Raw genomic sequence first — 25,498 nt, forward strand, 5'->3', positions numbered from 1 at the left:
CCGCATGCCACTGCTATCGCTGAAAAGGCTCCTGTTCTGCCTTTGCCTGTGCGTTATCAATCTGCCTGGCTTCGCAGCCGAGATGCCCGGTCCGGACGATGTTTTGATCGCCTCGTCGCTGATCGCTGCAACCGAGTCGCCTTCATCTGGATCGACCACAACATTGGCGATCTACATGGAACCGCAGGGCGAGTGGCACGGCTACTGGAAGCAGCCGGGCGATGTCGGCCTCCCGGCTACGTTCACCTGGCATCTGCCGGACGGTGTAAGCGTGGGCGATCCCGCCTACCCGTTGCCGCAAACGCTGCTGATTGAAGGCTTGATGAACCATGTCTACGAGCACCCTTACGCGCTGCTCGTAGACCTGACCCTTGACAGCGATTTGCCAGACGGGACCGCATTGCCGATTCGTGTGGATATGCAATATCTGGCCTGTCGGTACGACGCCTGCGTCCCTGAGCGCGCGTCATTGGAAACGACATTGCACGTAGGCGATGGTCACCAGTCGTCGGACGTTACGGCCCGCTTCGCCAGTTGGCGTCAGGCGTTACCTAGGCCGCTGGCGGCGCCGGCCAGTTTTAGCGTAGACGGCGAGCGCCTACGCCTTCGCGTGCCCCTTCCGGCCAGCGTAGCAATCGAAGACCCGCATCTGTTTTCCGCGACCAAGGGGGCGATCGATAATGCCGCCCCCCAGCGCGTCGAGCGACGCGGCGATGAGTTGATCCTGGAAACACGCGTGGGTGATGCAGTACCCGATACTTTCGTCGCCACACTGAAACTGAGCGACAGCCTTGGCCTGGATATTGACGCGAAACGCGGCGGCCCCACGAGCGCAACCGACAATAATTTGAGCGTCATCCTGATTGCCCTTGCCGGCGCGGTAGCCGGTGGGCTGTTGCTGAACCTGATGCCGTGCGTCTTTCCCATTCTGAGTCTCAAAGCCATGAGCCTGGCACGCTCTGGGGTCAGCCCTGCCATAGCGCGTCGCGACGCAGTGGCCTACACCTGCGGCGTGGTGCTGGTGTGCGTCTTGCTGGGAGCCGTTTTGCTCGTTCTGCGTGCCGGTGGCGCCCAAGTTGGCTGGGCCTTCCAGTTGCAGAACGCGGGAGTGATTCTGGCCCTGATGTTGGTTACCACCGCCATCGCCTTCAATCTGGCCGGGCTGTTCGAGCTGGCATCAATCGATGCCGGTGCCAAGCTAACCACTCAAAGCGGCGCTGCGGGTGCCTTCTGGACCGGCGTGCTCGCCGCCTTCATCGCCACGCCTTGCTCCGGACCTTTCATGGCCGCCGCCCTGGGCGCAGCGCTGGTACTACCGTCAGCCGCGGCCATGCTGGTATTCGCCGGTCTTGGCCTGGGCATCGCCTTGCCTTTTCTACTGCTGGGGTTCATTCCCGCGCTACAGCGGCGCCTGCCCAAACCTGGCCCCTGGATGGCAACCCTGCGCCGTCTCCTCGCGGTGCCGATGTTCCTCACCGCACTTGCCCTCCTGTGGGTGCTTAGCCAGCAGGTCCTGGCCAGCACGCTCGTCGCATCCCTGGGCTGCGCCATGCTGCTTGCATTCGGGCTCTGGATGACCGGCCTCCGGCAGCAGAAGCTGAAACCCAAGGCTTGGCTACCCGCTTCACTGGCATTGATATTGGCGCTCGGGCTGGGCTGGAGCCAGGTGTCGGGGCAAACCGCGCCGACTTCGGACGTGCAGCAGCGCGCATTCAACGAGCAACAGCTAGCCCAACTGCGCGCCGATAAGGTACCGGTGTTTCTCTACTTCACCGCCGACTGGTGCATCACTTGCAAGGTGAACGAGCAAGTCGCCATCAACCGTGAGGCAACCGCACAGGCCTTTGCTGCCGCCAAGGTCGAAATGATGCGGGGCGATTGGACCAACGGCGATCCTGTCATCACCTCATTCCTCGAACGCCACGGTCGCTCAGGTGTTCCGCTGTACCTGTGGTACGGAGTGGGCGAAGCCGAACCACGGTTGCTGCCCCAGATCCTCGGACCGGACTCGCTGCTCGAACTGGTGCAACAGTAATTCCGACGCATCTATCACGCCCTTGCCGTCAGGCCGACGCAAGCCTCGCAAACAGTGGCTCCATGGATAATCTTTGGCGCGCGGCCTCGCATTCGGACTTTACTGTTTCCTCGCCTGTGACCAGCCCTTCGAGGTACACGAAGTGCACGTCGAACAAGCCGATAGTGCTCAGCACATGGCGCAGATATGCCGTCAGGAAATCAGGCTGACGGGCTCGAGCACCGCGATGGAAACCACCGGAACTGACGATCACATAAACGGGACGGTCTGCCAGCAGCCCGACTTTGCCATCGGGTGTCGCCGCGAAGGTGCGACCGATCCGGACGACGTGATCGATCCAGAGTTTGAGCGCCGCCGGTAACGTGAAGTTGTGCATGGGCGTGGCAATCAGCAGCGCGTCGCTGCGCTCGAGTTCGCCAATCAGGCTTTCTGACAACGCGAAGACCGGGTCGGTATCCGGAGTTCGACGGGTAAGCGCGTCGGCGTAGGACTCACTCAGGGGTGCGAGCGCGACGCTTCCAAGATCCCGCCGCGTCACTCTCAGATCGGGACGGCGGATGAGCACGACATCGATCAGTTCGTTTGCCAGCTCGTATCCAACGGACGCATCCGGGCGAGGGCTCGCGTTGATCAACAGAATCTCACGCATGGCGCGGCCCCTCGTTTTGCAATGGCTGAACGAAGTGCATCCCTTTGGCAAGCAGGCCTTCACGAAAGTAGAACCGCTGCGCGAGCGGCATATGCAGGCCGGTATCGAGCACCAGATGCGCATATCCATCGCGTGTTGCCTCGCGTCGCACGGCGTCCAGTAGCTGCGCCCCTACGCCGTTCTGACGTTGTGACAGTGCGACCACCAGATCGTCCACATAGACGAACCGGCCATAGAGCAGGTTCTCCAGCGCACGGAAGCCCGCCAGACCGACCAGTTCGGTGCCGAGCCATGCCCCTAGCAACCGATAGTGCTGCTCGAACTGGCGTGCCATCTGAGCGAGGAATGCCACATCGTCCAACAGATGGGGTCGTAACTCGCGCATTAATTCGAAGGCTCGGCGCAGATCGGTCTCCTCGCTCAGATAACTAAAGGTCGGCGCAGTCTTCATGGTCGGTTCCTCAACGAAATGGGCCCTTACCATAGGTCGACGACCGCCCTGATCACAGGGCCAAGAACGACCGGGATGCATGGGGCATCGCTGTGCGCGACGGTTCGTTACGAGGAAACAAATCGGTCACCACGAGCCGCCGACCGATACACCCGCGTGCGCTACTATTCGGCAGCCATCTCCAGGAGGTCTCGATGCCAGGTCGCGAAATGCCGGATCGCGCAAACACCGTTCCCGTTTTCCGCCAACTGTACGTCCGCTACCGCGACGCCATCAGCACGGGCCAGTTGAAGCCGGGCGATCGGGTTCCATCGGTGCGGGCGTTGGCGTCCGAGCTGAATCTGGCACGGGGCACGGTGGAGGCGGCGTATCAGTTGTTGATCGGGGAGGGTTACCTGGAGACTCGAGGTCCGGCGGGTACGATCGTGTGCCCACAGTTGTCGCCAACACCGTCCAGCATCACGCCGGCTCCGCCTGCGCCAACTGCATACGAGGGAATCCATACTGGCCGCGCGCCGCTACCTTTACAGATGGGCCTGCCGGCGCTCGATGCATTCCCGCGCAAGACCTGGACGCGCCTCGCCAGTCGCACCATTCAACAAGGCGGCCTGGATGGCATGATCTACCCCAACCCGCAAGGTGATGAAGCGCTGCGCATCGCACTTGTCCGCTACCTCGCCATATCCCGCGGCATCGTCTGCACGCCTGATCAAGTGTTCATTTGCGCGGGCTATCGTGCCTGTCTGGAGCTGATCTCACGCTGCGTGTTAAAGGCAGGTGACTGCGGCTGGTTCGAAGACCCAGGCTATTTTCTCGCGAGGCGATTTTTTGAAGAAACGAACACGCAACTCGTTCCTGTTCCGGTGGATGAACATGGGCTGCGCGTAGATGTCGGTATCGAGCGCGCGCCCGACGCGCGCTTTGCGGTCGTCACCCCGTCGCACCAGAGCCCCTTGGGCGTCTCCCTGTCGCTGCCCCGTCGGCAGGCGCTATTGGCTTGGGCAAACGAGCAGCGCAGCTGGATCATCGAGGACGACTATGACAGCGAGTATCGTTACGTCGGACGACCGTTGCCTGCCCTGAAGAGCCTCGACACCCAAGGGCGCGTGCTCTACACGGGCACATTCAGCAAAGTGCTGATACCCGGTCTTCGCCTGGCCTATCTCGTGGTGCCGAATGAGCAGGTCGCACAGTTCGTACGAATGGCCGACACCTTGCACAACCATTGTCCTCAGTTGCTGCAACGCACCACCGCGACGTTCATCGAAGAAGGCCATTTCTCCCGCCACTTGAAAAAGATGCGCAGCCTGTACGCACACCGTAGAGCATTGCTGTGCGAAGCACTGACTGCAAGGCTCGGCGAGCGCATGCATCTGGAGTTGAGAGCCGGTGGCATGCATGTGCGTGCCTGCTTGGCCGACGGGCTGGATGACCGCGCCATTGCCGCACGCGCACCGCGCGCCGGTCTGGCATTGCAGGCGCTGTCGGACTGGTATCAGGACGCGCCTGCACGTCAGGGGTTGCTGATGGGGTTCACCAATGTGAAGGATGCGGCCTCGGCGGCGGACATCGCCGAGCGCATCGCCGGACTGCTTGACTGATACCTGCCTGCCGTATGGAGAACAAGTCGGACGCTTCGCATGTGTTCGGTCCGCGGCGTCCGTTCGGTTCGACCTTCAGTGAAGGTCGGCCTTGTCCAGTCCATAGAGCTTGTCCGCCGCCCCTGGGACCGCCTGAAACGCCACGCTTAGCCGATTCCAACCGTTGATGGAAATTACCAGGAACGACAAATCAACGAGCTCCGCATCAGACAGTTGTTCGCGCACGCTGTCGTAGATCTCGTCAGGCACACCGTGCGACCCAAGGCGGGTTAATGCTTCAGTCCATTCCAGCGCGGCACGCTCGCGAGCCGAGAACAGCGTCGACTCACGCCAGACCGTCACGTGGTGCAAACGCAATTCACGCTCACCGTGAATCTTGGCTTCCTTGACATGCATGTCCACGCAGAACGCACAACCATTGATCTGCGACGCCCTAAGCGTGACGAGATGCCCCACCTCGGTGAGAAACGGCTTCTTGCTCAATAGCTGGGTTAATTCGATGTACTTGCCGGCGGCGTCAGGGGATAGCTTGAAGTAGTCAAGACGTTGGGACATGGCGTTCGTTCCTATGAGAGTGGGTTGCACCGGTGCCGTAACGCAGGCGGTAAACACACTTTATCGCTGCCACGTCCTAGCCTACAGGGCCAAAAAAAAGGTTCGCGACTAGGCCATCAAGGCCAAGGAAAGCGCCGTGATTGACGGCGCCAATTTGGCTGGCCGTGCGGAATCTAAATGCCGATTAACCCTTGAACGCCGCTTCGATAACCGCAACATCGATCTTCTGCATGCCCATCATCGCTTCGAATGCGCGCTTGGCCGCTGCTCGATCAGGGCTGGTATACGCGGCCGTCAATACGCGTGGCGTGATTTGCCACGACAGGCCCCATTTGTCCTTACACCAGCCGCATTCGCTTTCCTGGCCGCCGTTACTGACAATCGCATTCCATAAGCGGTCCGTCTCGGCTTGGTCGTCGGTCGCCACCTGGAACGAGAACGCCTCGTTATGTTTGAACGCCGGGCCCCCGTTAAGTCCGAGGCAAGGGATGCCCATTACCGTGAACTCGACGGTCAGGACATCTCCCTGCTTGCCCGACGGATAGTCACCCGGCGCGCGATGGACAGCATTCACTGCGCTGTCCGGAAAGGTCTCGGCATAGAAGGTTGCAGCCTCGAGTGCGGTGCCGTCATACCAGAGGCAGATGGTGTTTTTGCTGGTCATTTTGGTCTCCATGATTGGCTGATAGATGAAGCTAGCCGCGCAGGTAGGGTGAAGCGACGGCAGGACACTACTTATTCCTCCTCTCGTTCGCTTCGAAGCTGTCGATTGCTAACGCTCGCAATCGACTGGAAACAGTCGTTGCCAGTCCGCTTGGCGCCATCCGCGGATCTACCCAGCCACCACCGCATCCCCGACAACTGCCTGGCTTTCAAGCGCCGCGAATGCCTCTGCGATGGTTGGAGGAGCCTTGGGACGGGCGTACATCGACTTCAGGTACGCTTTCAACCTCGGTGCGTCATCGAGCATCTTCTCTTCGTTCGCCCAGTCCAACGTATAAGCGGCGTTGAAGTCGGCTACGCTGACCCGGTCGGCAACCAAGAATTCGCGTTCCTGCATGTGTCGCTCGAGCACCGCCACCATCTCCAAGCAATCCTGCCTCGCCAGGTCGATATCCTGAGGCAACCGCTTCTCTTCCGGGTAAAGGAACGTGTGACGCACGATGCGCCACAGGGGCTGCTCGATCTCGGTCATCAGAAAGAAAATCCAGCGATACATCTGGGCCCGATCTTCCACCGACTCCGGGATGAAATTCGCCTGGGGATTTTTCTCGGCCAGGTAGAGCTGAATCGCGGCCGATTCGGTTACCACTAGGCTTTCGTCGACCAGCACCGGGACTTTGGCGGCGGGGTTGAGTGCTAGAAAGTCTGGTTGTCGGTTTTCACCTTCAAGGATACTCACCGGGAGCATTTCGTAATCCAGGTCTAGTTCGTTGAGTAACCAGATAACGCGCAAAGCGCGGGTAGGGGGTGTTCCGTACAGTTTGATCATGGCCAACTCCGTCGGTTTGTAGATACCGCAATTTCGGTAATTGCTGATCTAGTCGTACGGGACCATGTGAAATCGACAACCCCCTCAATTTATCGCGCCCGGTTTAGCCGACGGTGCACGACGCTTTGCTGCCTCGCTGGCGAGTACGTGCAGCTTCCGGAGATTTTGCTGCGCTGCAGGAGCTGGTGTCTTACTGCTTGAAGCGCTAGCGCGCCTGCGAGCCTCGTAAGCATTTGAGCGTGGTCTGGCCGATCATGGCGGGCTCTTCGATCTGGTGGCCCAGATCAAGCGCTGACGTGGGTTCGTCGAGCAGCAAAACGGGCGTGCCCTGAGCGATGGCAGGCAGCAGTCATAAGGGCTAACTTACGAACAAGGCAACCGATTTACTCCGGTACATAAATCATCCGCCCGTCGTTCAAGCGATAAGTGATACCGGCTTTGGCGCCTTGCCCTTCGCCAATCTCCCCGTTCGACTCGTATTGCTTCAGTTCCTTGCCTTCCTGCACGAGCATACGCATCCCCGATTCGCCCGGGTTCTCAATGACCACGACGTTGTCTTGGCTGAACGGGTTGAGCGGATTCTGGACGATGACGATGAGTAAAATGCCGATAACCACTAAAAACAGGTCAATGAGGTTGACCACCGACAAAAGGGGATCATCGTCGTCGTCATGGTCGAGAAACCGCATCAGTGCTGTACCTCGGCGCGCTCGATGGCACGCAATTCTTGCAGCAACCAGCGACGACGTACGGTAAGAATGAAGAAGGTGATGCTTGATGCAATCAACGCAAGGATGACCGCGGAAAAGGCGACCACCAGATTCTCTCCTATCCCTTTCGCATCGCTTTGCGTTAGCGCCAGCAGCGCGGGGCCCATGGGGATCATGGTGGCGACCAGCCCAAGCATTGGCGCGCTGCGTGAGGTCACACGTAGCCATTCCAGGCGTTGCATGATCCAAAGTTCTAGATCATCGCTAGTGCCGCCGCTTGTCGCCTGATGCTCGGCCAATACGGAGCGGTAGCGGCCATTGCGGCGTTGCCAGGCTTCCATCGCAAAGCTGCCCAGTGCGAGGAAGGCATACGCCAGCGCAGCGAGAATCAGTAATAAAACGGGCACAAGGAAGATGTGGGTAAGTTCGTAAAGACTGGTTTCAAGTGCGTTCATAGGTTTCGTTTTCTATATGAGTTCAAGAAATTGGATAGGCGCGGCGGTTGGCGAGGCCCTGTCGCAAGGCGCCGAACAGCAGGCATGACGCCAGCGCTGTGATGCCGAGCAAGAGTCGCCAAGGGCTCGGCGTCTCGACGGGCTGATCGGCCACTTCCTGCATGATCTGGCCACGTACCGTCTGGCCAGTAGCTGTGCTGCTTGAGAGCGGGGGCGTTGCGGCATCCGGTACTGCGTTCGGCGCCAGACCAAAACCGGCGACCATCTGTTCGATGAACTCACGAGTAATCGGCCCGCCCGCATCTGCCCCGTGCTCGGTGGTGAGTGCTTGCCAGCGCTCGGCCAATTCGCGGCGGGTCTCGTTTGAAGCGTCCCAATAGCCCTTGCGGATCGCCTCGGCCATGCGTTCGATGAGTTGCGCCTGTGCCGTGGGGTTATGCGCTTCGAACCATTGATTAATGCCGAGCTCGCGCTGGTCCATGACGAAGGTGTCATGCAGGGCTTGCCACTGATCAGCGCGAACCATGCTTTGATCGGCGGCTTGCCAGCCCCAGAGGTTGTTGGCGACATTCAAAACCTCCAGCGTTCCGGCGTAACCCTCCTGCTGCATCGCACCGATCCATTGCGGGTTGAGGTAGCGGCTGCGCAGCTCAGTGGCGAGATAAGTCGCCGCTCCCGTTGTGCGCGGCTCTGTTTTGCGCAGGTCGGAAATGTAAAGCGACGGACTGGTGCCGTCGAGATGGCGAACCGCCAGGGAAAGGCCGCCTAGGAACTCGAATGGATGGTCCGTCGACAGTACGCCGTTGAGTTCGCTGGAACGGGCCATGATCGCAGCCTGGACGCCTTTGAGCTGCTCGGCGAAAAGGTTCTGGCCGTCTATCTTTTCGCCCCAACTACCATTGCCGTAGCCGTATTGCAGCCGAGATAAGAATTGCTCAGCGAGGGCCGAGTCGTTCTCCCAGCGTGTCGAATCCAGGGTCAGCTGGGAGACGCCGGTCCCATAGTCGCCGGGCTCGTTGCCGAAAATCCGCAGGTAGGACAAGTGCTGCGCGCGGCCGGCATCCATCCCCTCATCGCGAAGCCGCTGGGCCAGTCGGCGGCTGTTGATCGCTAACGCATTGCCTGGCTCGTCCAGAGCGGCTAGGCGCTCCACAGCATCCGCCAACTGACGCATGAAGGCATCGAATTGATCGCGGTAAACGCTGGTGACCTGGACCACGACGTCGATGCGTGGTCGACCGAGTTCAGCTGCTGGGATAATTTCCAGTGATCGAACCTGACCGCCTTCGTCCCACACCGGGCGTACGCCGATCGCTTGCAACACCTGGCTTTCAAGGATGCCCAGGTGACGCATGGCTTCGGAGGACCACAGGCTGAACGCGAGTTTTTCCGGCAATGCGCCGCCGTGTTCGTCACGGTAGCTCTCGATCAGCTGGTTCAATGCTTTGCCACCCGCTTCATAGGCCGCACGGGTCGGCAACTTGTTCGCCTCGAAGGCATACAGGTTGCGGCCGCTGGGTACGTCCGGATTGCGCACCGGGTCGCCTCCGGGCCCCGGTGCGACGAAACCGCCAGCAAGACCCGTTAGCAGCGCTTCGATTTCGCCGGTATCACTTAGATGCGCATCGAGCACGCGGGCTCGCTCGATCTGTTCTCGAAGGTCAGCATTGACGATGGAGTCGAGGCTTTCACCGTCGCGTAGATAGCGCTTCAGCGTGCGATAGGGAACAGTCGTCTGAAGGCCAGCGAAATCCTCGGCAATGGAGTCGTCCTTGGTCACGTCTAGCGCATGCAAGTAGGGATCTCCCAACTGCTGCAGCACGGTAGCGAGGCGGTGTTTACCCTGAGCAGGTTCACCAAAGGTGTGCAGACCGAGCGGCATATTCGCCTGCGCCATCTCGTGCAGCTGGTCATGCATAGCCTGCAGAAACTCGTCGGTGCTGGCCCGCATGCGTGCTTCGTCCCAGCCCATGTCCGCCAGCAGATTGCGCTCCACGGCCGCCTGGCGAATGCGCTCGGCGGTGCTTTCGCGTACTGCGCCTTCATCAAGCTGCTGATATTCGTGAATCAGCGCGTGCAGGTCGCGCAGCTCGTCATACAGCCCAGCGGGCGCGAAGGGCGGAGTCTGGTGGCTGATGATGACTGCTCGACCGCGCCGGCGAGCTTGAATGGCTTCTCCGATGTTGTCCTGGATATAGGGATAAAACACCGGCATGTCGCCGAGCGCCAGAAAGGGGTAGTCGCTTGCAGCCAGACCGCGGCTCTTGCCGGGCAGCCATTCCTGCGTACCGTGAGTACCAAAATGGATCACTGCATCGGCCTTGAACCCCTCTCGCAGGGCTTGATAAGCCGCTAGGTAAAGGTGGTCTGGCGGGATTTTGCTGTCGTGATAAGCCTCGCCCGGCCTTCCGGCACGTGGTGGTTGCGGTAGCAGCAACAACTTGCCCAGGCGCGTGGCAGGGATGACGAAGTGGGCATGGCCGTCGATCTCGCGCAATGCCCAGTGCTCAGCAGGCTCGCCCCAGCGTTCGATCAACTGGACGCGATTATGCTCCGGCAGGTCTGCCAGCCAGCGTTCGTAAGCCGAAAGCGGCAGTGTCACGGCGAGGCCGTCGGCCAGCAGACTGTCCAGCGTTTGGGGGCGGTAGTAACCGCCGAGCAGGCGCTGTGCCATATCGATCAGCGTTACCTCCGCCGTTGCAGGCACGTCATATCCAGCCTGCTGCAATTCGGTAAAGAGGTGTGCGAGGCTGCGAGGCACGTTGAGGTTCGACGCGGACACATTCTTTTCGCCATCCGGATGATTCCAGAACATCAACGCCAGCTTCTTTTCGTTAGGCGCGAGCCGCCGTAGCCGGGTGAGGCTGTCGACCTTGGCGAGCAGCGCCTCGACCTGTTCCGGGATCGCTGTTGGCTCACCGTCTTCTATGGCGGCAATGACCATCGGATCGGTCATGCCCCAGGTTTCCGGCACGGTCAGCATGGTGGCCGCGGTGCGCGCCGAAATGCCGGTATTGGAAGCCAGCCAATGCGCTGGGCTTCCTTCACGCCAGGTAAGCGTGGAGAGCACGGGGATGCCAAGCGCGAGGAATTCGGCCTGGCGCGCCGGGCCGTTCTGCATGTGCTGCAGGTTGATCAGCACGTCGGCGCGAGCCGGAACCAGTACCTTGCTCAGTGCCTGTGGATCCTTGTCATCCATCCAGAACACGATCGGTACCTGCCCACGCGACTCGCTGAGGCTTATAAGCTCATCAATCAGCCGCAGCTGGCCATCGACGATGGCGCCACGATGAATGGCAAAGGCCACACGCGGTGCGTCAGCGGGCCAGCGGTCAGCGCCCCATGCGAGGTACTCGTCGAGTGCTCCAAAGGGGGCGGGTGCGTCGGAATGATAGAAGCCCGTGTTGCCCAGCTCCACAGGGGCGGGTATCGAATCTGTGGGCGCGCCGTCGCGCCATGTGTGCAGGTAACTGAAAAAATGCCGCAGGTTCTGCTCGCCGCCGTTGGCGTAATAGCCGATTAGTCGCCTGGCGACAGGTGCTGGCAGGTTGGCGAAGGCCGGCGGCCCACCGCCCACACGTATCCACGGCTTGTCGCCTGCTATCAGCTGGTCGAATTGTTGCTGTACCGCCGCCAGGTCAACAGGGCGCGGCGTGTCCAATATCAGCAGGTCCGCGTCGGCGGCGCTGGATTGCGGTTCGGTTGACGAGGATGCACGCGCAGAGCCCAGCGTGACACCTGAGTCGTCTGCCCAGCCCTCGAGGCGATCGAGCTTGCCTTGCAACACGAAGTCGGTGGTTAACACCTGAACGTGGAGATCATGACGGGCCGGCTCGGCGAGCGCAGACGCCCCCGGTCCGGCCAGCGCGAGGAGCGCCAAGCCGGTTTGGATCAATCTGCGCATCTTAGAAGCTCAAACTCAAACCGACGTGATAGGAACGGCCTGGTTCGGCAAAGGTGAAGTTATCAGCGCTATCACTGAAATCCTCGTCGGTCAGGTTTTCGATGCTGCCGCGGATACTGAGTGACTCGGTGATTCGCTGGGTCAATTCCAGATGCCAAAGGGCGTAGGCCGGCACGGTGAGGGCGGTATTACGAGAATAGGTCAGCTGGCTGCCGACGTACTCGCCACGCAATTGTCCAGAAAAGTTCGCGTTTGGCGTCCATTGCAGCTGCGTATTGGCCAGATGGCGGGCGCGATCACCCAGGCGCTGGTCGGCGCTGCGATCGATGGCGTCGAGGTAGGTGTAGTTAAGCTCCCAGCGCAGGTTGGAGGGTAGATCCAATCCACCACCGAGCTCGAGCCCGCGGATGCGCGCCTTGTCGACATTGTCGTAGTTGCGAACTTCGCGGCCGCGTAGGCCGCAGCTCGACACACAGATCGTTTGGATCAGGCCGCGCACGTTGTTCTGAAACACACCCGCGTTCAGCGACCAGCCGTTTGCCTGGAAGTCCGCACTGATTTCGTACGTGGTGTTGATCTCGGGCTCGAGGTCTGGATTCCCATAAATGGTGAACTGGCCGCCGCCGCCAACAGCCGAGTAGCCTGGCGAGAGTTGCTTGAGTGTCGGCGCCTTGAACCCGCGGCCACCACCGCCTTTGATCGTCAGCGCATCGTTTACATGGTGGACCAGGTAGGCGCGGGGGCTGTTATGCCAACCATACTGTTCGTGCCGATCGAAACGATTGCCCAGCACCAGCGACCAAGCAGCATCGAATTCGATCTCGTCCTGAAGAAACAGAGCGTGGTGGGTGGACTGCGCGTCGCCGGCCGTAAAACCGCCATCCTCGAGTTGCTCCTTGCGCCATTCCCCGCCGAAGGTGAACAGGTGCATATCGGCGACCGGAAGGCTGACGCTGCCATCGACAATATCGTCGGTCAGTTCCTGGTGCGGAGAGGAGGGCACGACGCCGTTGGTATAACGGTTGGTGCGCTCGAGCGTGTTGCGATAGGCACGCAAGCTGCTGTTGCCCCACGCCCATTCGCCTCGGTGGGAAACCGAATACCGCTCGCGCTCGATGCGGTCGCTGGATTCGTACTCCACGGGCCGACCGCCCGCGCTGCGTGTGTTGCGCCAGCGATCTTCCAAGCCGGTTCCGTAGCTGAAGTCGATACGTTGCGCGCTATCGGGTGTCCAGCTCAGCGTGACGTCGCCGCTCTCTGCGTCGCGGCCTTCTATTTCGGATACCGCGGCGTCGTTGTGAAAGGGCGTTTCCTGCTGCCGTCGCGTTTCACCGCTGAAGGAAAGTCCAAGCAGGCCGGGAACGAGCGGGCCGCCGGCGTAGATGCCGAACTGGTGCGTCTGTCCACCGCGACCATCCTCTCGGACACCGCCATTGATCTGCGCCGCGCCATGCCACGTATCCGTACTGCTGCGCGTAATCACGTTCACTACGCCCCCCAGCGCCTCGGAGCCGTAAAGCGAAGACATCGGGCCACGTATCACCTCGATTCGCTCAATGGCTTCCACCGGCACCCAGCCAAGATCGAAGTCAGCGTGAGCGACCGCGCCTGCGGCCGTATTGATGCGCTGCCCATTCACCAATACCAGTGTGTGCTCACTGCTCATCCCGCGAATGCTGACGCCGCGACGGGTCATGCCGATTCCCGTGAACTGCAGGCCTGGCGTGCCGCGTAAAGCGTCTTCGAGATCCTGAACGGGCCGCATACTCAGCGCCTCGCGGCTAATCACGGTAACGCTCGCGGGCGCGTCGCTCAGCTGACGTACCGTGGAGGTGGCAGTGATAACTGTGGGTTCGAGATCCAGGGCTCCGTCTGCACCGAGCGCTGCGAAGGGGAGCAGAGCAAAGGTAGAAAAAATCTGGGCAAACGTGCGGACTGGACGTGCGGGGAGACGAGTACTGCAGGACATCGAGCGTTTTCCATAACTGGGCGCGCAAGCTGGCGCAAATAAACGATCCGCTCAGAATCGATCGGATCGCTGGTTGTTCAGGAGCGAGGCGTCACTTCTTTGCGGTGAATCCTGCAAAGCGCTTGTTGAAGCCTGCGATGCGTCCTTCAGACGTCGTTTTGCGTTGCTGGCCGGTATAGACGGGGTGCGATGCGCTGGACACATCGAGCGTTACGTAAGGGTAGGTATTCCCATCGGTGTGTTGGTGCGTACGGCTGGTATCAACTGTCGAGCCAATCAAGAAGTAAACGTCTGCTGCCGTGTCATGGAACAGAACGGGGCGATAGTCGGGATGGATGCCTGGTTTCATAAGCCGCTCCTTAATGGGTTGTTTATGGTTGATGGCGATAATAATGTTATACCGTAACATAAGGGTCAAGACGAGGCTTTGAAAAAAATCGTCCCTAAGTCCAACCAATAAACTGAAGATCGTCTTTCAGCCCACCGCTGCAGCGTAGGTGAGCGGTAGCGGGCATTGTTTATGTGAATAGCTACTGGCCGAGCGCTGCGAGCTGCAGAGGCGGATGCCGAACGAGCCAGATGGCTGCACGTGCCTGAGCCGTGGCGATCGCGCGAATAATCGGCAATACGGAGGAGGAGCGTGTATCGGTAGCGCCTTGGCCTCGATGCGGTAACGGCACGATGCTGACCTTACTGATCACGACATCGACCTGACTGCTGACCAAACACTGGCCGAGACGATATTCAGCCAATCTGGTTTAAGGCCGTCACTGCCATCCTAGAACCGTCCCGACAGGCTGCTTCTGGCCGCTAGCAGCCTCACACGAATGACCGCAACCGACCCGAAACTGCCGGTGACGAGAGGCAGAAAACGGTTCAAATCAGCCCGTCATGATTGGCAGGACACGATCCAAGCAGCCTAAGCGGCAAAGATTTCATGCGACATGTCGCTGCTCGGGTTCAGGCGATCCGTATCATTTAGCCTCACCTAGCGCGCATGCGTCTGATACTCAACAGGCAAAGAGATCAAGGAGTGGTTTATGGATGGGATGAACAGGCTTGGTTGGGCCAGTGCAATGTTGGCTGCCACCATAATGTTGAGCAGTTGCAGTTCGTTAATGCAGGGCGATCAGTACGTGTTTCCGCTGGCCGATGAGCCCTCTGCCACCTTACGCACACAATATAAAGCAGGCACTGATCTGCATCTTATGAACCTTAATGACAAAGGTTGTTACGCGGGCTATACCCCATTGCCCTACATCAACGGAGTCATCGAGTCGCCTGTAGCAGTAGAGAAGGAGTTGGTGGTTACCTATCGCCGCGAATCCGTCGGGAAGGTATGCCAGATAACCTTTTCGTTCATTCCGGAAAAAAGCGCAACCTACACCGTGACAGCAGGCTCCTGGAGCGAAACTAAGAAGGGCATTGTCCCTTGGCTCACCGCTGAGCAGCAGTTCTGCGGCGTCGCGATGGTTAAAGAAATCGGTGGGACCGAGACTATCGAGCCCGTTCAAAAGCTGCGCATTGATGCGGGAATTACCTGCCATAAGTTTGTTAAGTGAGGGCGGAAGAGCCATCACGTCAAAAACTTGAGAATTTAGGTTGCGTAGGACGCCTCATGGTCTGCTGTTAACTGAAGTTAGCCGCCCGGTTATGACCCCTATTGGCCAAATAGCGACGTACCAGTTTTGGCCGTCGCTATCCATGGTCAGAAGCAGTCGACGACCCACGCATACGACCGGTTTTTCGCGATCAGCTCGACCGCCAAACTGGACCACACCCTTTTCGTATTAGTTGGGCCATCAAACCTGTTGATCAACTTCGCCACGACGTCCCGGACAACTTGTTCGGCTGACTGCCGCGTCTCGAAATCAATGAATGGTACCGCTTCGAGTGACCAGTACTATCCGGTTGCGCTCGGTCGCCTCAGTCAGACGATTTTGCCGACATCCTTGTGCGCTGCGACTCCAGGTATTGCTCGCCTAGCAAGACAACCAACCCGCTCAGCACGATGATGATGGTGCCGATGCAGCTCCACAGATTTGGCAACTCGGAAAAAATCAGGTAGCCCAACAAGCTCGCGCCGACGATTTGTAGATACGTGAACGGTGCGACAAACGGTGCAGGGGCCACTTCGAAGGCACGGACCAAGCAGTAGTGCCCGCAACCGCCAAGAACACCCATGCTGATCAACAACCCAAGATGTACCAAGTTGTCCGGTGACTGCCAGAAGAATGGAAGCATCAGGCTCGTCAACACGAACCCCGCGGCGGCCATGTAGGTATTGGACGTTTCCGGTGTGTCGTGGCTGGCGAGCTTGCGCGACAGAATTTGCGTGAGCGCTGAGGTACAGGCACTCAAGAGCACCAGCAACACGGCGGGATGAAAGGCATCGCCACCCGGCTGGATGACCACCAGCGCCCCAACGAACCCACAGATTACCGCGAATGTTTTCAGCAGACTTACCTTCTCGCCCAGCATGAAGGGTGCCAGTACCAGCACCACCATAGGCGCCGTGAAACTCACCGCTGCGGCGGTCGCCACCGGCACGTACTGGAGCGCACAGAACATCAGAAAGGAGGTAAGGCAGAACAGCAACGACCGCACGATTTGCAACCAAGGGCGCTGAGAGCGAAACAGCGCCGGCCCTTTGCGTGGCGCGAACACTACCAGCATGAACACCACATGGCCGAAGTAGCGGCACCAGAGCAACTGAATGACAGGGTAGAACACGCCGAGGTACTTAACTTCCGCGTTCAGTAGCGGAATCAAAATCGCCGCAGCCAGCATGAAAGCCACCGCCGTCACGAACGGGCTGCGCTTCAGCTCCACCTGATTTTCCAGGGCTTCATCTTCCCGTGCCGCCAGCATGAGGCGCTCCGTTGATCAGCTTGTTCTTGTGTTGTTGTCCGCCAAGTTCCGCATCGAAGTCAACAGTCACTTCGCTCGTTCCTGCAAAGGACTATCAACGCAGGCTCGACGGTCGAACGGAGGTAGGATGGCCGACTGACCGAGGTGTACCGCCGCTTACTAGGCGACTTTGAAATCACCCTATCAGTAGCCACAGCTCAATCGGAGAACGTGTTCCCTTTGACCAGTAGCGTCACTATTTACAATCGGCCCAAACCGTGTAAAAGCCAAAGGAGGCTGGGCGTCCAAGGAAGACATAGTCAGTACCATTACGCCCCCATCCTTGCACTGATCTTGCGCGCCGCCTCCAGCAATCGCTGCGCCGCTTCGCCATCCGCTTCGGCCATGAAGCCGGGTTCGGCACCGACTACCGTGATGACGCCCGCCAATCGCTGATCGCCGCTGAATAGCGGAGCGGACAGCGCGTTGACGCCGGCCATCAGCAGACCGTGCACGTGTTGAATGTGGGTGCGCTGCAGTTCTTTCATGGTCGCGGCGAGCGCTGCGGAGGAGGGTGCCGACGGCAGTTGCAGTTCTTCTTCGCGCAGCTGGACAGTTTCCGCGTTTGGCATGAAGGCGTTGAACACCAGTCCGGTGGACGAGCCCAGCAACGGCAGCACCGACCCGACCTGCGTCACCAGCGTGACGGCGCGCACCGCCTGCTCGACATGCACGACGGCTGGGCCACGGTTGCCCCATACGGCGAGAAAGCAGGTTTCGTTGAGATCGTCGCGCAGTTGCGCCAGGTGCGGCGTCGCCAGCTTGACCACGTCCAGCCGGCCCAGCGCCGCCAGACCAACAAACAAGGCGGCGCGGCCTAATCCATAGTGGTTGGTCAGCGGGTCCTGTTCGGCGAAGCCGCTGGCCATCAGGGCCTGCAAATAACGATGAACCTTGCTGGCGGGCATGCCGACGTGTTCGGCCAGGCGCGACAGCGACGTCGCTGGGGCCAGTTCGGCCAGGGCCGTGAGGATGTCCGTGCCCACCTCGGCGGCCTGCACTTTCTGTCGGCGAGGCGCCGTGTCCGCGTTGCTGTCTACCATGAATGCCTATCTTTGTACTGCCTGCTATGGAGGCGCTGTTTATAGCTTGACGCCTGGATGAGTTCAAATTACTTTTTGCGTAAATGCATTACGCTAAATGAGAGACAGCTATGCAACCACAACAACTATCTGGCGAAACCTCTCGATGCCTGTCCGGCTTCGGCAATGAATTCAGCAGCGAGGCCTTGCCGGGTGCGCTGCCGGTCGGGCAGAACTCACCGCAGAAGGTGCCGTACGGGCTCTATACCGAATTGCTCTCCGGCACGGCCTTCACTGTGCCGCGCAGTGAAGCGCGGCGCACTTGGCTGTACCGCATCCACCCGTCTGCCAATCACGGCCAATACCAGCGTATGGACCGGCAGCTCGGTAGCGAACTGGGGCCGGTTACGCCCAATCGACTGCGCTGGAATCCAGAACCTTTCCCCGAGGGCGCGACCGACTTCCTCGATGGCCTGAAGTGCGTGGCGGCCAATGCCGAGCCCGGCCAGCCGGCGGGCGCGAGCATCTACCGTTACGCGGCGAACGTATCGATGGAACGGGTGTTCTTCGACGCCGATGGTGAACTGCTGCTAGTGCCGCAGCAGGGCGCATTGAAGCTGGTCACCGAGTTGGGCGTGCTTGAAGTGGCGCCGCTGGAAATCGCGGTGATCCCGCGCGGCATGCGCTTTCGCGTCGAGTTGCTGGACGCAACCGCCCGCGGCTACGTGTGCGAGAACCATGGCTGCGCGCTGCGTCTGCCGGATCTGGGCCCGATTGGCAGTAACGGCCTGGCCAATCCGCGTGACTTCCTCGCGCCGGTCGCGCACTTCGAAGAGCGCGACGAGCCGGTGCAACTGGTGCAGAAATTCCTCGGTGAGCTCTGGTCGACCGAGCTGGATCACTCGCCCATGGACGTGGTCGCCTGGCACGGCAACAACGTGCCCTACAAGTACGACCTACGCCGCTTCAACACCATCGGCACGGTCAGCTTCGACCACCCCGACCCGTCCATCTTCACGGTGCTGACCTCGCCGAGCGCAATCCACGGCATGGCCAACATCGACTTCGTGATCTTCCCGCCGCGCTGGATGGTGGCGGAAAACACGTTCCGCCCGCCGTGGTTCCATCGCAATCTGATGAACGAGTTCATGGGCCTGATCAACGGCGCCTACGATGCCAAGGCCGACGGTTTCTCGCCCGGCGGCGCTTCGCTGCACAACAGCATGAGCGCCCACGGCCCGGATCATGTTTCGACTGAACAGGCGATCAAGGCTGAACTCAAACCGCACAAGATCGAGAACACCATGGCCTTCATGTTCGAGACCGGCCAAGTGCTACGCCCCACACGCCAGGCGCTGGAAAGCCCGCAGCTGCAGAGCGACTACGACAGCTGCTGGGCCGGCCTGGCCAAAACCTTCGACAAGAACGAGAAATGACATGACTGCACCGACAGAACTTCTCAGCTGGGTCGAGTCCGCCAACGGCCATTCAGACTTTTCCCTCACCAACCTGCCCCTGGGCGTGTTCAGCCGTGACGGCGACGAACCACGCGGTGGTGTCGCCATTGGCGACTCCATTCTTGACTTGGGCGCGGCCTGCAATGCTGGCCTGTTCGACGGCCAAGCGCTGGAGGCAGCCAAAGCGGCCAGCGGCAGCAGCCTCAACGCCTTCTTCGCCCTTGGCGCATCGGCTCGCAAGGCATTGCGCGGCGCGTTGCAGGATTTGCTCGGAGAGGGCAATGCGCAGCGTGAGCGCCTGCAGGGCATGGGCGGATCGCTGCTGTTGCCGATGAGCCAATGCCAGATGCATCTGCCGGCCAAGGTGGGCGACTACACCGATTTCTACGTCGGCATTCACCACGCCAACAACGTCGGCAAGCTGTTCCGCCCGGACAACCCCTTGCTGCCGAACTACAAGTACGTGCCCATCGGCTATCACGGCCGTGCCTCGACCATCGATGTCTCAGGCGCGACGGTGAGGCGGCCCAATGGCCAGACCATGCCGCCGGGCGCCAGCGAACCGAGTTTCGGTCCCAGCAAGCGGCTCGATTACGAGCTGGAACTGGGTATCTGGATCGGCCAGGGCAATGCGCGAGGTGAGTCGATTGCCATTGGTGAGGCGGGCAGCCATGTCGCGGGCTTCTGCCTGCTCAACGACTGGTCCGCGCGCGATCTACAAGCCTGGGAATACCAGCCGCTGGGGCCGTTCCTGTCGAAGAGTTTCGCCACCAGCGTGTCGCCCTGGGTGGTAACGCCGGAAGCGCTGGAGCCGTTCCGCTGCGCCCAGCCGGCGCGGCCTGAAGGCGATCCACAGCCGTTGCCGTATCTGTACGACGAACAGGATCAGCAGCAGGGCGCGCTGGATATCGAACTGGAAGTGCTGCTGCTGACCGCGGCCATGCGCGACAAGCGTCAGCCTGCACAGCGCATCGCCCTGAGCAGCACCAAAAACATGTACTGGACCGTGGCGCAGATGGTCGCGCATCACAGCGTCAACGGCTGCAGCCTGCAGCCGGGCGACTTGTTCGGCTCCGGCACCTTGTCCGGCAGCAGCCCTGACAGCCTGGGCAGCCTGTTGGAGATCACCCAGGGCGGCAAACAGGCACTCGAATTACCCAGCGGCGAGACGCGCACTTTTCTGGAGGACGGCGACGAAATCATCCTCAAGGCGCGTTGCCGTGGTGAGGGTCATGCCTCGATCGGCTTCGGCGAATGTCGTGGTCGCGTGATGCCGGCTTCGCACTCAGTCTGCTGATCGAAAAAAGCCCGGGCTTGTACAGACAGCCGGGCTTCTTCATTTTTAGAACAGCGAATCAAGGCACCTTGACGGTTTCCAGCGCTTGTGGCGGCACAAGCCCGACTGCTGCGTTGCGTATCTGCTCGGCAAGCGCACCGGAGAATTGCTGCGCGGCCGACCAGCGCAGGTGAACCGCATCGACAAATGAAGTCACCGGCGTACTCCAGTCCTTGTCGGCGTTCCAGTAAGTCCCGCCGGTAGCGCTCAGGGTATCCAGGATGCGCTTGTCGAAGTCGGCTAGAAATTTACCGTCCGGGTCGTATTTTTCCTTCCATTGCGGATTCAGGGGCGTGGAGACAACCATCAGCTGACGGCCTTCCTGTGCCAGGCGCGCGCCCATGTCGTGCAGTGCGTGGAAACAGCTGGGGTCCAATGGTTCCGAGCGGCCATACAGCAGCTCACGGGTATTAGTGGTATCCAAAGGACCATCACCGAAGCGGTTGAAGACCAGCGGGTCCCATTCGATTTGTCCGGCGCGCTGAGCCTTTACCGTCAAGGCGTTACGCGCCAGCGACTTCGGCGAGAAATAACGCATGTAGTGGCCCCAGGGTGAAGCGTTTTCGTAGACGTAGGCGTCTACGTGCTCACGGTTGAAGACCGCTGTCGGCACCCGCCAACAGCCGGCGAAATCCTGCGGATCGGCAATCATCACCACACTGCGGATGCTCGGTTCGCGGTCAAGCAGCCAATGCCCTACATAGGTGGACTGGTTGGCGAAAAGCCCGCAGAAAGCGCCGTTCATAGGGCGAACTTCTGGCAATGCCTGGATCAGCACGTTGCCGTCCACGTGACGCCAGGCCACGGAAGAACCAATTATCAGCAGGTTCGGAGATTCGATCGGGTTGCCGCGCATGAAGCTGAGCTTCTCGTCGGCGCACGAAATATTGGAAAACGCGGGCGGTGGCAGGTTACCGGTTTGGTCCAGCGCGAACAGCGTCAGGCAGAACAGCGCCAGTGCGCCAGACAGCCCGGCAAACAACGACAGCAGATATCGCGAACGCACCTGGCCCGGCGCGCTGGCCGTGCTGACTGTTCCCTGTTCGGCGCTGTTCCCGTCCCTGGGCACATCTGCTGTCCGAATCATGATTATCTTCCCTCGAGCTTGGTGCTGATGACCTGGGCGAAGTGGCCGACGTTGCGCAGTGATTCCAGCTCCGCCGTTCGGAACTTGATACCGAAGCGTTGCTCCGCGGCTACGGTGAGCATCACGTGGGTCTGGCTGTCCCAGCCTTCGATGTCATTGGCCGTCATTTCTGGCGATAGCACGATGCTGTCGTCATCGAACACGTCGTGAAAGACCGGCGTAAGTGTCTGAATTACCTCTGCTTCGGTCATGCCTTTACCTCGATAAAGTGACGGGGGGAACGGGAAGAATCGAGCTCATAGCGCCAGAAAGTCGCCTCGCTGGCAGCATTAATGAGTGCCGGGTATTGAGCGAAACCCAATCGCGGAAAGTGTTCGGCGACCATGCCGTTGCGCTCGGTCGGGCGGTACTCGCCAATCAATGCTTTGTAGCCGGCAGCGATGGCTGCCTTGGCGAGCACGTCGAGTACGGCTTCTTCGACTTGTCGGCCCAGTACCCGACAGCTCATCAGCCAGCTATCGATCAACAGTTCATCGCTTCCAAGGGCCGCATCGGGACGTGCCAGCACCACGCTGATCAGGCCGTTGTCGCCGAACTTGTCGGCCAGCCGCAACGCTAGCGCGACCGAGCGTGGGTCGCTGGCGATCCGCTCGACTTCCGCCTCGCTGTAGCGGCGAGTGGTGAGGTTGAATTGGTTGGTCTTGTTGATCAGCTGAGTACTACGGGTGAGTTCCTCCGCGCCGATCGGCGTCGCGGTCAGCACCATCTCAAGGCCGCGCAAATAACCTTCCATGTCCGATGCCTGGCTCATGGCCGCCTTGCGCTCGGCATTGAGTGCGTAATTGCGTCCGCGGCTGGCGTCGTCGGAAGTGAAGGACACCGCCTCGAAGTAGCCGGCCGCCGCGACACGGGCTGGATAATCGGCCACATCGTCGGGCAGCTCCGGGACGGCGACTTCGGGTAGCTCGCGACGCACAATGTCGCGCTCGGCTGGGTTGTCATCGACGAAGACCAGGCTGTCCAGCCCTATATCCAACATCGAGGCGATATTGCGCAAGTTGCTGGCCTTGTCTTCCCAGTTCGCCACGAAGGTCGCGATGTCGCTGCGCTTGAGCGCCATTTCCGGATGGTTGAACGCCGCTTCGGCGATGCTCAGATCGTTCTTGCTGCAGACGGCAAGGATGACACCGCGGCGTGCCAGCAGGGCCGCGTAGCGTTGGAAGGCGAGAAAGGCTTCACCGCTGGGCGAACCCTGGCCGAGATGAATGCCGTCGACCCCATCGTCACCGACCACGCCGCCCCACAGCGTGTTGTCCAGGTCCAATACCAGGCACTTGCGCGACAGACCGACGCTCGCCGCGGCGATGCGTGCCAGCTGGTCGCCGTACAGCGGCGCCAGGTTCGGGCTGACCAGTTGCTTGGCCTGATGCCAGCGCACCGGCTCGGCGAGGCCATCGCCATAACCGCCGCGCGCTGCCTCCCAAGCGAGGTCCATAAGCAACACGCCGTCTTCACGTGCGGCGGTGCGGATGGCTGCGTTGAGGCGATCGATCAGCGCGTAGGGCGAGGCCGGGACCAGCGCTTCGAACGAACCGAAGATCGGTGGGTCGGCCGGCACGATAGTTTGCTGCACGATCCGTGCGGCATAGCGCTCCCGCGCACGCCGCCATAGCAGGCGCAGCTCGTTGACCCGTTCGGTGACTGCGGCATCGACTTCTTCCTGCGAGGCTTCGAGCGGCAACTGCAATGGCGCATCTCTGGAATCCAGCGCCAGGACGATCAGCTGTGGGGCAAAGCTGACGAGCTCAGCGTCGTCCATCAGCAGCGCCTGGCGGTACATGCCATAAGGCGCGACGTGAACCGAGAGGGCCAGCCGCCGTTGCAATCCGGCCACGCGGATCGCCGGAACCAGATGATCTACCGTATGCGAGGAGAGCAGGGCGATGCGCAAAGGACGCAGGCCCGACACGGACGCCTCGCCGTTGGCAACTGCCTGCAAGCCTTCGCTTGCCAACCTGTCCAGGCGAGCCGTCAGGGTGAAGTCCCGCCGATAGCCTGCAAGTCGCGCAGCTGCTGCGAGCCGTGCGAGCGGCTCGGTCTCACGTTTGGCTTCGCCAATGGCGGCACCAAGATCGGGGTGTCGAGCAAGCCAGAGAAGCTGATCCATTAGCGTTAACTCCTTTGAGAGTCAGAACTGGGTGCTCAGAACTGAAATGCTCAGAACTGGAAGTACAGGAACTCGGTAGGGGCCACGGAGAACGCCACCGCCAGGGCGAAGAAACCCAGCACGCCAATGGCCACGCCAATTACTGGCGACGGGCTCCACATGGCGATTGGAAACCAGCGCAGCAGCCAGTTCTCGCGCGGCTGGGCGTCCAGGGCGGTGCGAAAGCGCGACATCCACTGCTGCACGTTGGGCATGATCCATACAAAGGCGAGCAGCACGGCGACGGTGAGGTAATTGGACTTGTCGAAGTCGGTGGTGAACTCGCTCAAGCCAGCCATGCCCGACAGCATCGCCATCGCCGCGGTCACGCTGTTGGCACGGAAGAACACCATCGCCACGACCACACAAAGGAAGGTCAACAGGACGGCGCCGGTGCGGTGCCAGAGCTTGTCGCTGTCGAGCGGCAGGCCGTGGCGTGCCTTGTAGGCACGGAAACCGTGGGCAACAACCAGGTAGAAGCCGTGCAACAGACCGAACATCACGAACTGCCAGCCGGCGCCGTGCCAGACGCCAGAGATGAACATGGTCAGCACGGTGGGGTAGGCGATCAGCACGACAAAGGTTCCGAGGCTCATCTTGCCTCGCCGTGGCAACGGCTTACCGGCGGCCATCCGCGAACGGGTGATACGGATGACGATGGGGTTGTAGATATAGGCGGTCAGGAAGCGCGTGAGGGTCATGTGCCAGCGCGACCAGTAGTCGATGACGTTGCGTGCCTTGAACGGGCTGTTGAAATTCACCGGCAAGCGCAGGCCGAATAGCAGGCCCAGGCCGATGGCCATGTCGCTGTAGCCGGAAAAGTCGAAGTAGATCTGCAGCGTATAGCTGAGCGCGCCGTACCAGGCGTCATATAACGAAGGCACCGTGCCATCCGCGGCAACCGCGAAAATCGGCGAGGCGTTTTCCCCCAATGGGTCGGCAAGGATCACCTTCTTGAACAGGCCGAGCAGGAACACGGTGATGCCCAGCGAAATGTTGTCCAGCCGTGGGCGAAAGGTGGTGCCGTCATTGAATTGCTTGAGCATCTCCCCGTGGTGGGTGATGGGGCCGGCAATCAGCTGCGGAAAGAAGGTGATGAACAGGGCGTAGTTGACGAAGTCGTGCTCGGCCACTTCGCCGTCGTGGGCATCGACCAGATAGGCAATCTGCTGGAAGGTATAGAACGAGATCGCCAGCGGCAGGATGATGTCACCCACCGACCAGCCCAGGCCGAAGGCGTCGTCGAGCGTACTGAACAAAAAGCCTGTGTATTTGTAGTAACCGAGCAGCGCGACGTTGGCGGCGACGCCAAGCACCAGAACAATCCGCGACGGCTGCCGCATCAGGTAGCCGCCGATCAGGTAATTGGCCACCATGCTGCCGACGAGCAGCGGCACGTAGGCTGGGTTCCACCAACCGTAGAACACCAGCGACGCCAGCGTCAGCCAGATGGCTGCGTAGCGCTGTCTGCCGCTACCTGCAAGAACAATGAAGCCTAGAAGAACCACCGGAAGGAACCCGGCGATGAACACCATGGAATTGAAGAGCATCGTCCTTTTCCCTATCGCTGAAACTCCAATGCCGTCCCTTCAGATCAGGCCGGCGTAGCACGGTGAGCCATCCCGCACCGATGATTGCCATCGACGCGTCCGCCGGATG

General features: G+C 60.5%; 21 protein-coding genes. 5 read left to right on the forward strand and 16 right to left on the reverse strand.

Translation table 11 applies throughout. The features are described from left to right. The first annotated feature begins 4 nt into the window (after positions 1-4). On the forward strand, positions 5-2,035 hold the full coding sequence (locus tag D7241_RS05315; protein ID WP_408100599.1) for a protein-disulfide reductase DsbD family protein: 2,031 nt from the start codon (positions 5-7) through the stop codon (positions 2,033-2,035). Positions 2,036-2,063: 28 nt separating this feature from the next. Here D7241_RS05315 and D7241_RS05320 read toward each other — a convergent pair whose 3' ends face one another. Both D7241_RS05320 and D7241_RS05325 read right to left on the reverse strand, forming a co-directional pair. Next, on the reverse strand, positions 2,064-2,684 hold the full coding sequence (locus D7241_RS05320) for an FMN-dependent NADH-azoreductase (protein ID WP_408100600.1): 621 nt from the start codon (positions 2,682-2,684) through the stop codon (positions 2,064-2,066). Beyond that, positions 2,677-3,135 carry a GNAT family N-acetyltransferase gene (locus tag D7241_RS05325; RefSeq protein WP_408100601.1) on the reverse strand — a complete coding sequence of 153 codons (459 nt, stop codon included), beginning with the start codon at positions 3,133-3,135 and terminating at the stop codon, positions 2,677-2,679. Before D7241_RS05325 ends, D7241_RS05320 begins: the two co-directional genes overlap by 8 nt. Before the next feature lie 194 nt (positions 3,136-3,329). Between D7241_RS05325 and D7241_RS05330 the strand changes: the two genes are divergently transcribed. Continuing rightward, positions 3,330-4,736, forward strand: coding sequence for a PLP-dependent aminotransferase family protein (locus tag D7241_RS05330; protein WP_408100602.1), 1,407 nt, complete (start codon positions 3,330-3,332; stop codon positions 4,734-4,736). A 75-nt stretch (positions 4,737-4,811) separates the two neighbouring features. Here the strand turns inward: D7241_RS05330 and D7241_RS05335 are convergent, their stop codons facing one another. The 8 genes from D7241_RS05335 to D7241_RS05370 form a co-directional block, all read right to left on the reverse strand. Continuing rightward, positions 4,812-5,291, reverse strand: coding sequence for a carboxymuconolactone decarboxylase family protein (locus D7241_RS05335; protein WP_408100603.1), 480 nt, complete (start codon positions 5,289-5,291; stop codon positions 4,812-4,814). A 184-nt stretch (positions 5,292-5,475) separates the two neighbouring features. Beyond that, a complete protein-coding gene (locus D7241_RS05340; RefSeq protein WP_408100604.1) occupies positions 5,476-5,955 on the reverse strand; it encodes a VOC family protein in 480 nt (159 codons plus the stop codon). Positions 5,956-6,123: 168 nt separating this feature from the next. Further along, entirely contained in the window at positions 6,124-6,783 is a 660-nt protein-coding gene (locus D7241_RS05345; RefSeq protein WP_408100605.1) for a glutathione S-transferase family protein, read from the reverse strand. A gap of 383 nt (positions 6,784-7,166) precedes the next feature. Then, complete coding sequence (locus D7241_RS05350) at positions 7,167-7,472, reverse strand: DUF2149 domain-containing protein (protein WP_408100606.1); 306 nt, start codon at positions 7,470-7,472, stop codon at positions 7,167-7,169. After that, a complete protein-coding gene (locus D7241_RS05355) occupies positions 7,472-7,948 on the reverse strand; it encodes a MotA/TolQ/ExbB proton channel family protein (protein ID WP_408100607.1) in 477 nt (158 codons plus the stop codon). Before D7241_RS05355 ends, D7241_RS05350 begins: the two co-directional genes overlap by 1 nt. Positions 7,949-7,970: 22 nt before the next feature. Then, positions 7,971-11,852, reverse strand: coding sequence for a cobaltochelatase subunit CobN (gene cobN / locus D7241_RS05360; RefSeq protein WP_408100608.1), 3,882 nt, complete (start codon positions 11,850-11,852; stop codon positions 7,971-7,973). 1 nt (position 11,853) lies between these two features. Then, complete coding sequence (locus D7241_RS05365) at positions 11,854-13,821, reverse strand: TonB-dependent receptor domain-containing protein (protein ID WP_408100609.1); 1,968 nt, start codon at positions 13,819-13,821, stop codon at positions 11,854-11,856. A gap of 91 nt (positions 13,822-13,912) precedes the next feature. Next, complete coding sequence (locus tag D7241_RS05370) at positions 13,913-14,170, reverse strand: type B 50S ribosomal protein L31 (protein WP_408100610.1); 258 nt, start codon at positions 14,168-14,170, stop codon at positions 13,913-13,915. 691 nt (positions 14,171-14,861) lie between these two features. Between D7241_RS05370 and D7241_RS05375 the strand changes: the two genes are divergently transcribed. After that, positions 14,862-15,383, forward strand: coding sequence for a hypothetical protein (locus tag D7241_RS05375; protein WP_408100611.1), 522 nt, complete (start codon positions 14,862-14,864; stop codon positions 15,381-15,383). Positions 15,384-15,747: 364 nt separating this feature from the next. Here the strand turns inward: D7241_RS05375 and D7241_RS05380 are convergent, their stop codons facing one another. Both D7241_RS05380 and D7241_RS05385 read right to left on the reverse strand, forming a co-directional pair. After that, positions 15,748-16,692 carry a DMT family transporter gene (locus D7241_RS05380; protein WP_408100612.1) on the reverse strand — a complete coding sequence of 315 codons (945 nt, stop codon included), beginning with the start codon at positions 16,690-16,692 and terminating at the stop codon, positions 15,748-15,750. 308 nt (positions 16,693-17,000) lie between these two features. After that, positions 17,001-17,774 (reverse strand): IclR family transcriptional regulator, encoded by a 774-nt coding sequence (locus tag D7241_RS05385; protein WP_408100613.1) that lies wholly within the window; start codon positions 17,772-17,774, stop codon positions 17,001-17,003. A 110-nt stretch (positions 17,775-17,884) separates the two neighbouring features. Between D7241_RS05385 and hmgA the strand changes: the two genes are divergently transcribed. Both hmgA and fahA read left to right on the forward strand, forming a co-directional pair. Then, a complete protein-coding gene (gene hmgA, locus D7241_RS05390; protein ID WP_408100614.1) occupies positions 17,885-19,189 on the forward strand; it encodes a homogentisate 1,2-dioxygenase in 1,305 nt (434 codons plus the stop codon). Between the two features lies 1 nt (position 19,190). Beyond that, positions 19,191-20,507 (forward strand): fumarylacetoacetase, encoded by a 1,317-nt coding sequence (gene fahA / locus D7241_RS05395; protein WP_408100615.1) that lies wholly within the window; start codon positions 19,191-19,193, stop codon positions 20,505-20,507. Between the two features lie 58 nt (positions 20,508-20,565). On the opposite strand, the gene D7241_RS05400 is transcribed toward fahA, so the two are convergent. From D7241_RS05400 to D7241_RS05415, 4 genes are read right to left on the reverse strand one after another with little or no spacing between them, the layout of a single operon-like run. After that, positions 20,566-21,633, reverse strand: coding sequence for a hypothetical protein (locus tag D7241_RS05400; protein ID WP_408100616.1), 1,068 nt, complete (start codon positions 21,631-21,633; stop codon positions 20,566-20,568). Between the two features lie 2 nt (positions 21,634-21,635). Next, positions 21,636-21,884, reverse strand: coding sequence for an acyl carrier protein (locus tag D7241_RS05405; RefSeq protein ID WP_408100617.1), 249 nt, complete (start codon positions 21,882-21,884; stop codon positions 21,636-21,638). Continuing rightward, a complete protein-coding gene (locus D7241_RS05410; RefSeq protein ID WP_408100618.1) occupies positions 21,881-23,800 on the reverse strand; it encodes an HAD-IIIC family phosphatase in 1,920 nt (639 codons plus the stop codon). The genes D7241_RS05405 and D7241_RS05410 overlap by 4 nt, the downstream gene beginning before the upstream one ends. A gap of 50 nt (positions 23,801-23,850) precedes the next feature. Next, positions 23,851-25,389: an MBOAT family O-acyltransferase gene (locus tag D7241_RS05415; protein WP_408100619.1), complete on the reverse strand. Its 1,539-nt coding sequence runs from the start codon at positions 25,387-25,389 to the stop codon at positions 23,851-23,853. Positions 25,390-25,498: the final 109 nt, after the last annotated feature.

Source organism: Stutzerimonas sp. VN223-3 (assembly GCF_045999685.1).
Lineage (GTDB): Bacteria > Pseudomonadota > Gammaproteobacteria > Pseudomonadales > Pseudomonadaceae > Stutzerimonas > Stutzerimonas stutzeri_AR.

Coding starts and splice junctions, on each gene's coding strand:
- D7241_RS05355 (WP_408100607.1), bottom strand. CDS start 7,948: ATGAACGCACTTGAAACCAGTCTTTACGAACTTACCCACATCTTCCTT.
- D7241_RS05400 (WP_408100616.1), bottom strand. CDS start 21,633: ATGATTCGGACAGCAGATGTGCCCAGGGACGGGAACAGCGCCGAACAG.
- D7241_RS05320 (WP_408100600.1), bottom strand. CDS start 2,684: ATGCGTGAGATTCTGTTGATCAACGCGAGCCCTCGCCCGGATGCGTCC.
- hmgA (WP_408100614.1), top strand. CDS start 17,885: ATGCAACCACAACAACTATCTGGCGAAACCTCTCGATGCCTGTCCGGC.
- fahA (WP_408100615.1), top strand. CDS start 19,191: ATGACTGCACCGACAGAACTTCTCAGCTGGGTCGAGTCCGCCAACGGC.
- D7241_RS05405 (WP_408100617.1), bottom strand. CDS start 21,884: ATGACCGAAGCAGAGGTAATTCAGACACTTACGCCGGTCTTTCACGAC.
- D7241_RS05380 (WP_408100612.1), bottom strand. CDS start 16,692: ATGCTGGCGGCACGGGAAGATGAAGCCCTGGAAAATCAGGTGGAGCTG.
- D7241_RS05370 (WP_408100610.1), bottom strand. CDS start 14,170: ATGAAACCAGGCATCCATCCCGACTATCGCCCCGTTCTGTTCCATGAC.
- D7241_RS05345 (WP_408100605.1), bottom strand. CDS start 6,783: ATGATCAAACTGTACGGAACACCCCCTACCCGCGCTTTGCGCGTTATC.
- D7241_RS05330 (WP_408100602.1), top strand. CDS start 3,330: ATGCCAGGTCGCGAAATGCCGGATCGCGCAAACACCGTTCCCGTTTTC.
- D7241_RS05410 (WP_408100618.1), bottom strand. CDS start 23,800: ATGGATCAGCTTCTCTGGCTTGCTCGACACCCCGATCTTGGTGCCGCC.
- cobN (WP_408100608.1), bottom strand. CDS start 11,852: ATGCGCAGATTGATCCAAACCGGCTTGGCGCTCCTCGCGCTGGCCGGA.
- D7241_RS05415 (WP_408100619.1), bottom strand. CDS start 25,389: ATGCTCTTCAATTCCATGGTGTTCATCGCCGGGTTCCTTCCGGTGGTT.
- D7241_RS05315 (WP_408100599.1), top strand. CDS start 5: ATGCCACTGCTATCGCTGAAAAGGCTCCTGTTCTGCCTTTGCCTGTGC.
- D7241_RS05385 (WP_408100613.1), bottom strand. CDS start 17,774: ATGGTAGACAGCAACGCGGACACGGCGCCTCGCCGACAGAAAGTGCAG.
- D7241_RS05350 (WP_408100606.1), bottom strand. CDS start 7,472: ATGCGGTTTCTCGACCATGACGACGACGATGATCCCCTTTTGTCGGTG.
- D7241_RS05335 (WP_408100603.1), bottom strand. CDS start 5,291: ATGTCCCAACGTCTTGACTACTTCAAGCTATCCCCTGACGCCGCCGGC.
- D7241_RS05340 (WP_408100604.1), bottom strand. CDS start 5,955: ATGACCAGCAAAAACACCATCTGCCTCTGGTATGACGGCACCGCACTC.
- D7241_RS05325 (WP_408100601.1), bottom strand. CDS start 3,135: ATGAAGACTGCGCCGACCTTTAGTTATCTGAGCGAGGAGACCGATCTG.
- D7241_RS05375 (WP_408100611.1), top strand. CDS start 14,862: ATGGATGGGATGAACAGGCTTGGTTGGGCCAGTGCAATGTTGGCTGCC.
- D7241_RS05365 (WP_408100609.1), bottom strand. CDS start 13,821: ATGTCCTGCAGTACTCGTCTCCCCGCACGTCCAGTCCGCACGTTTGCC.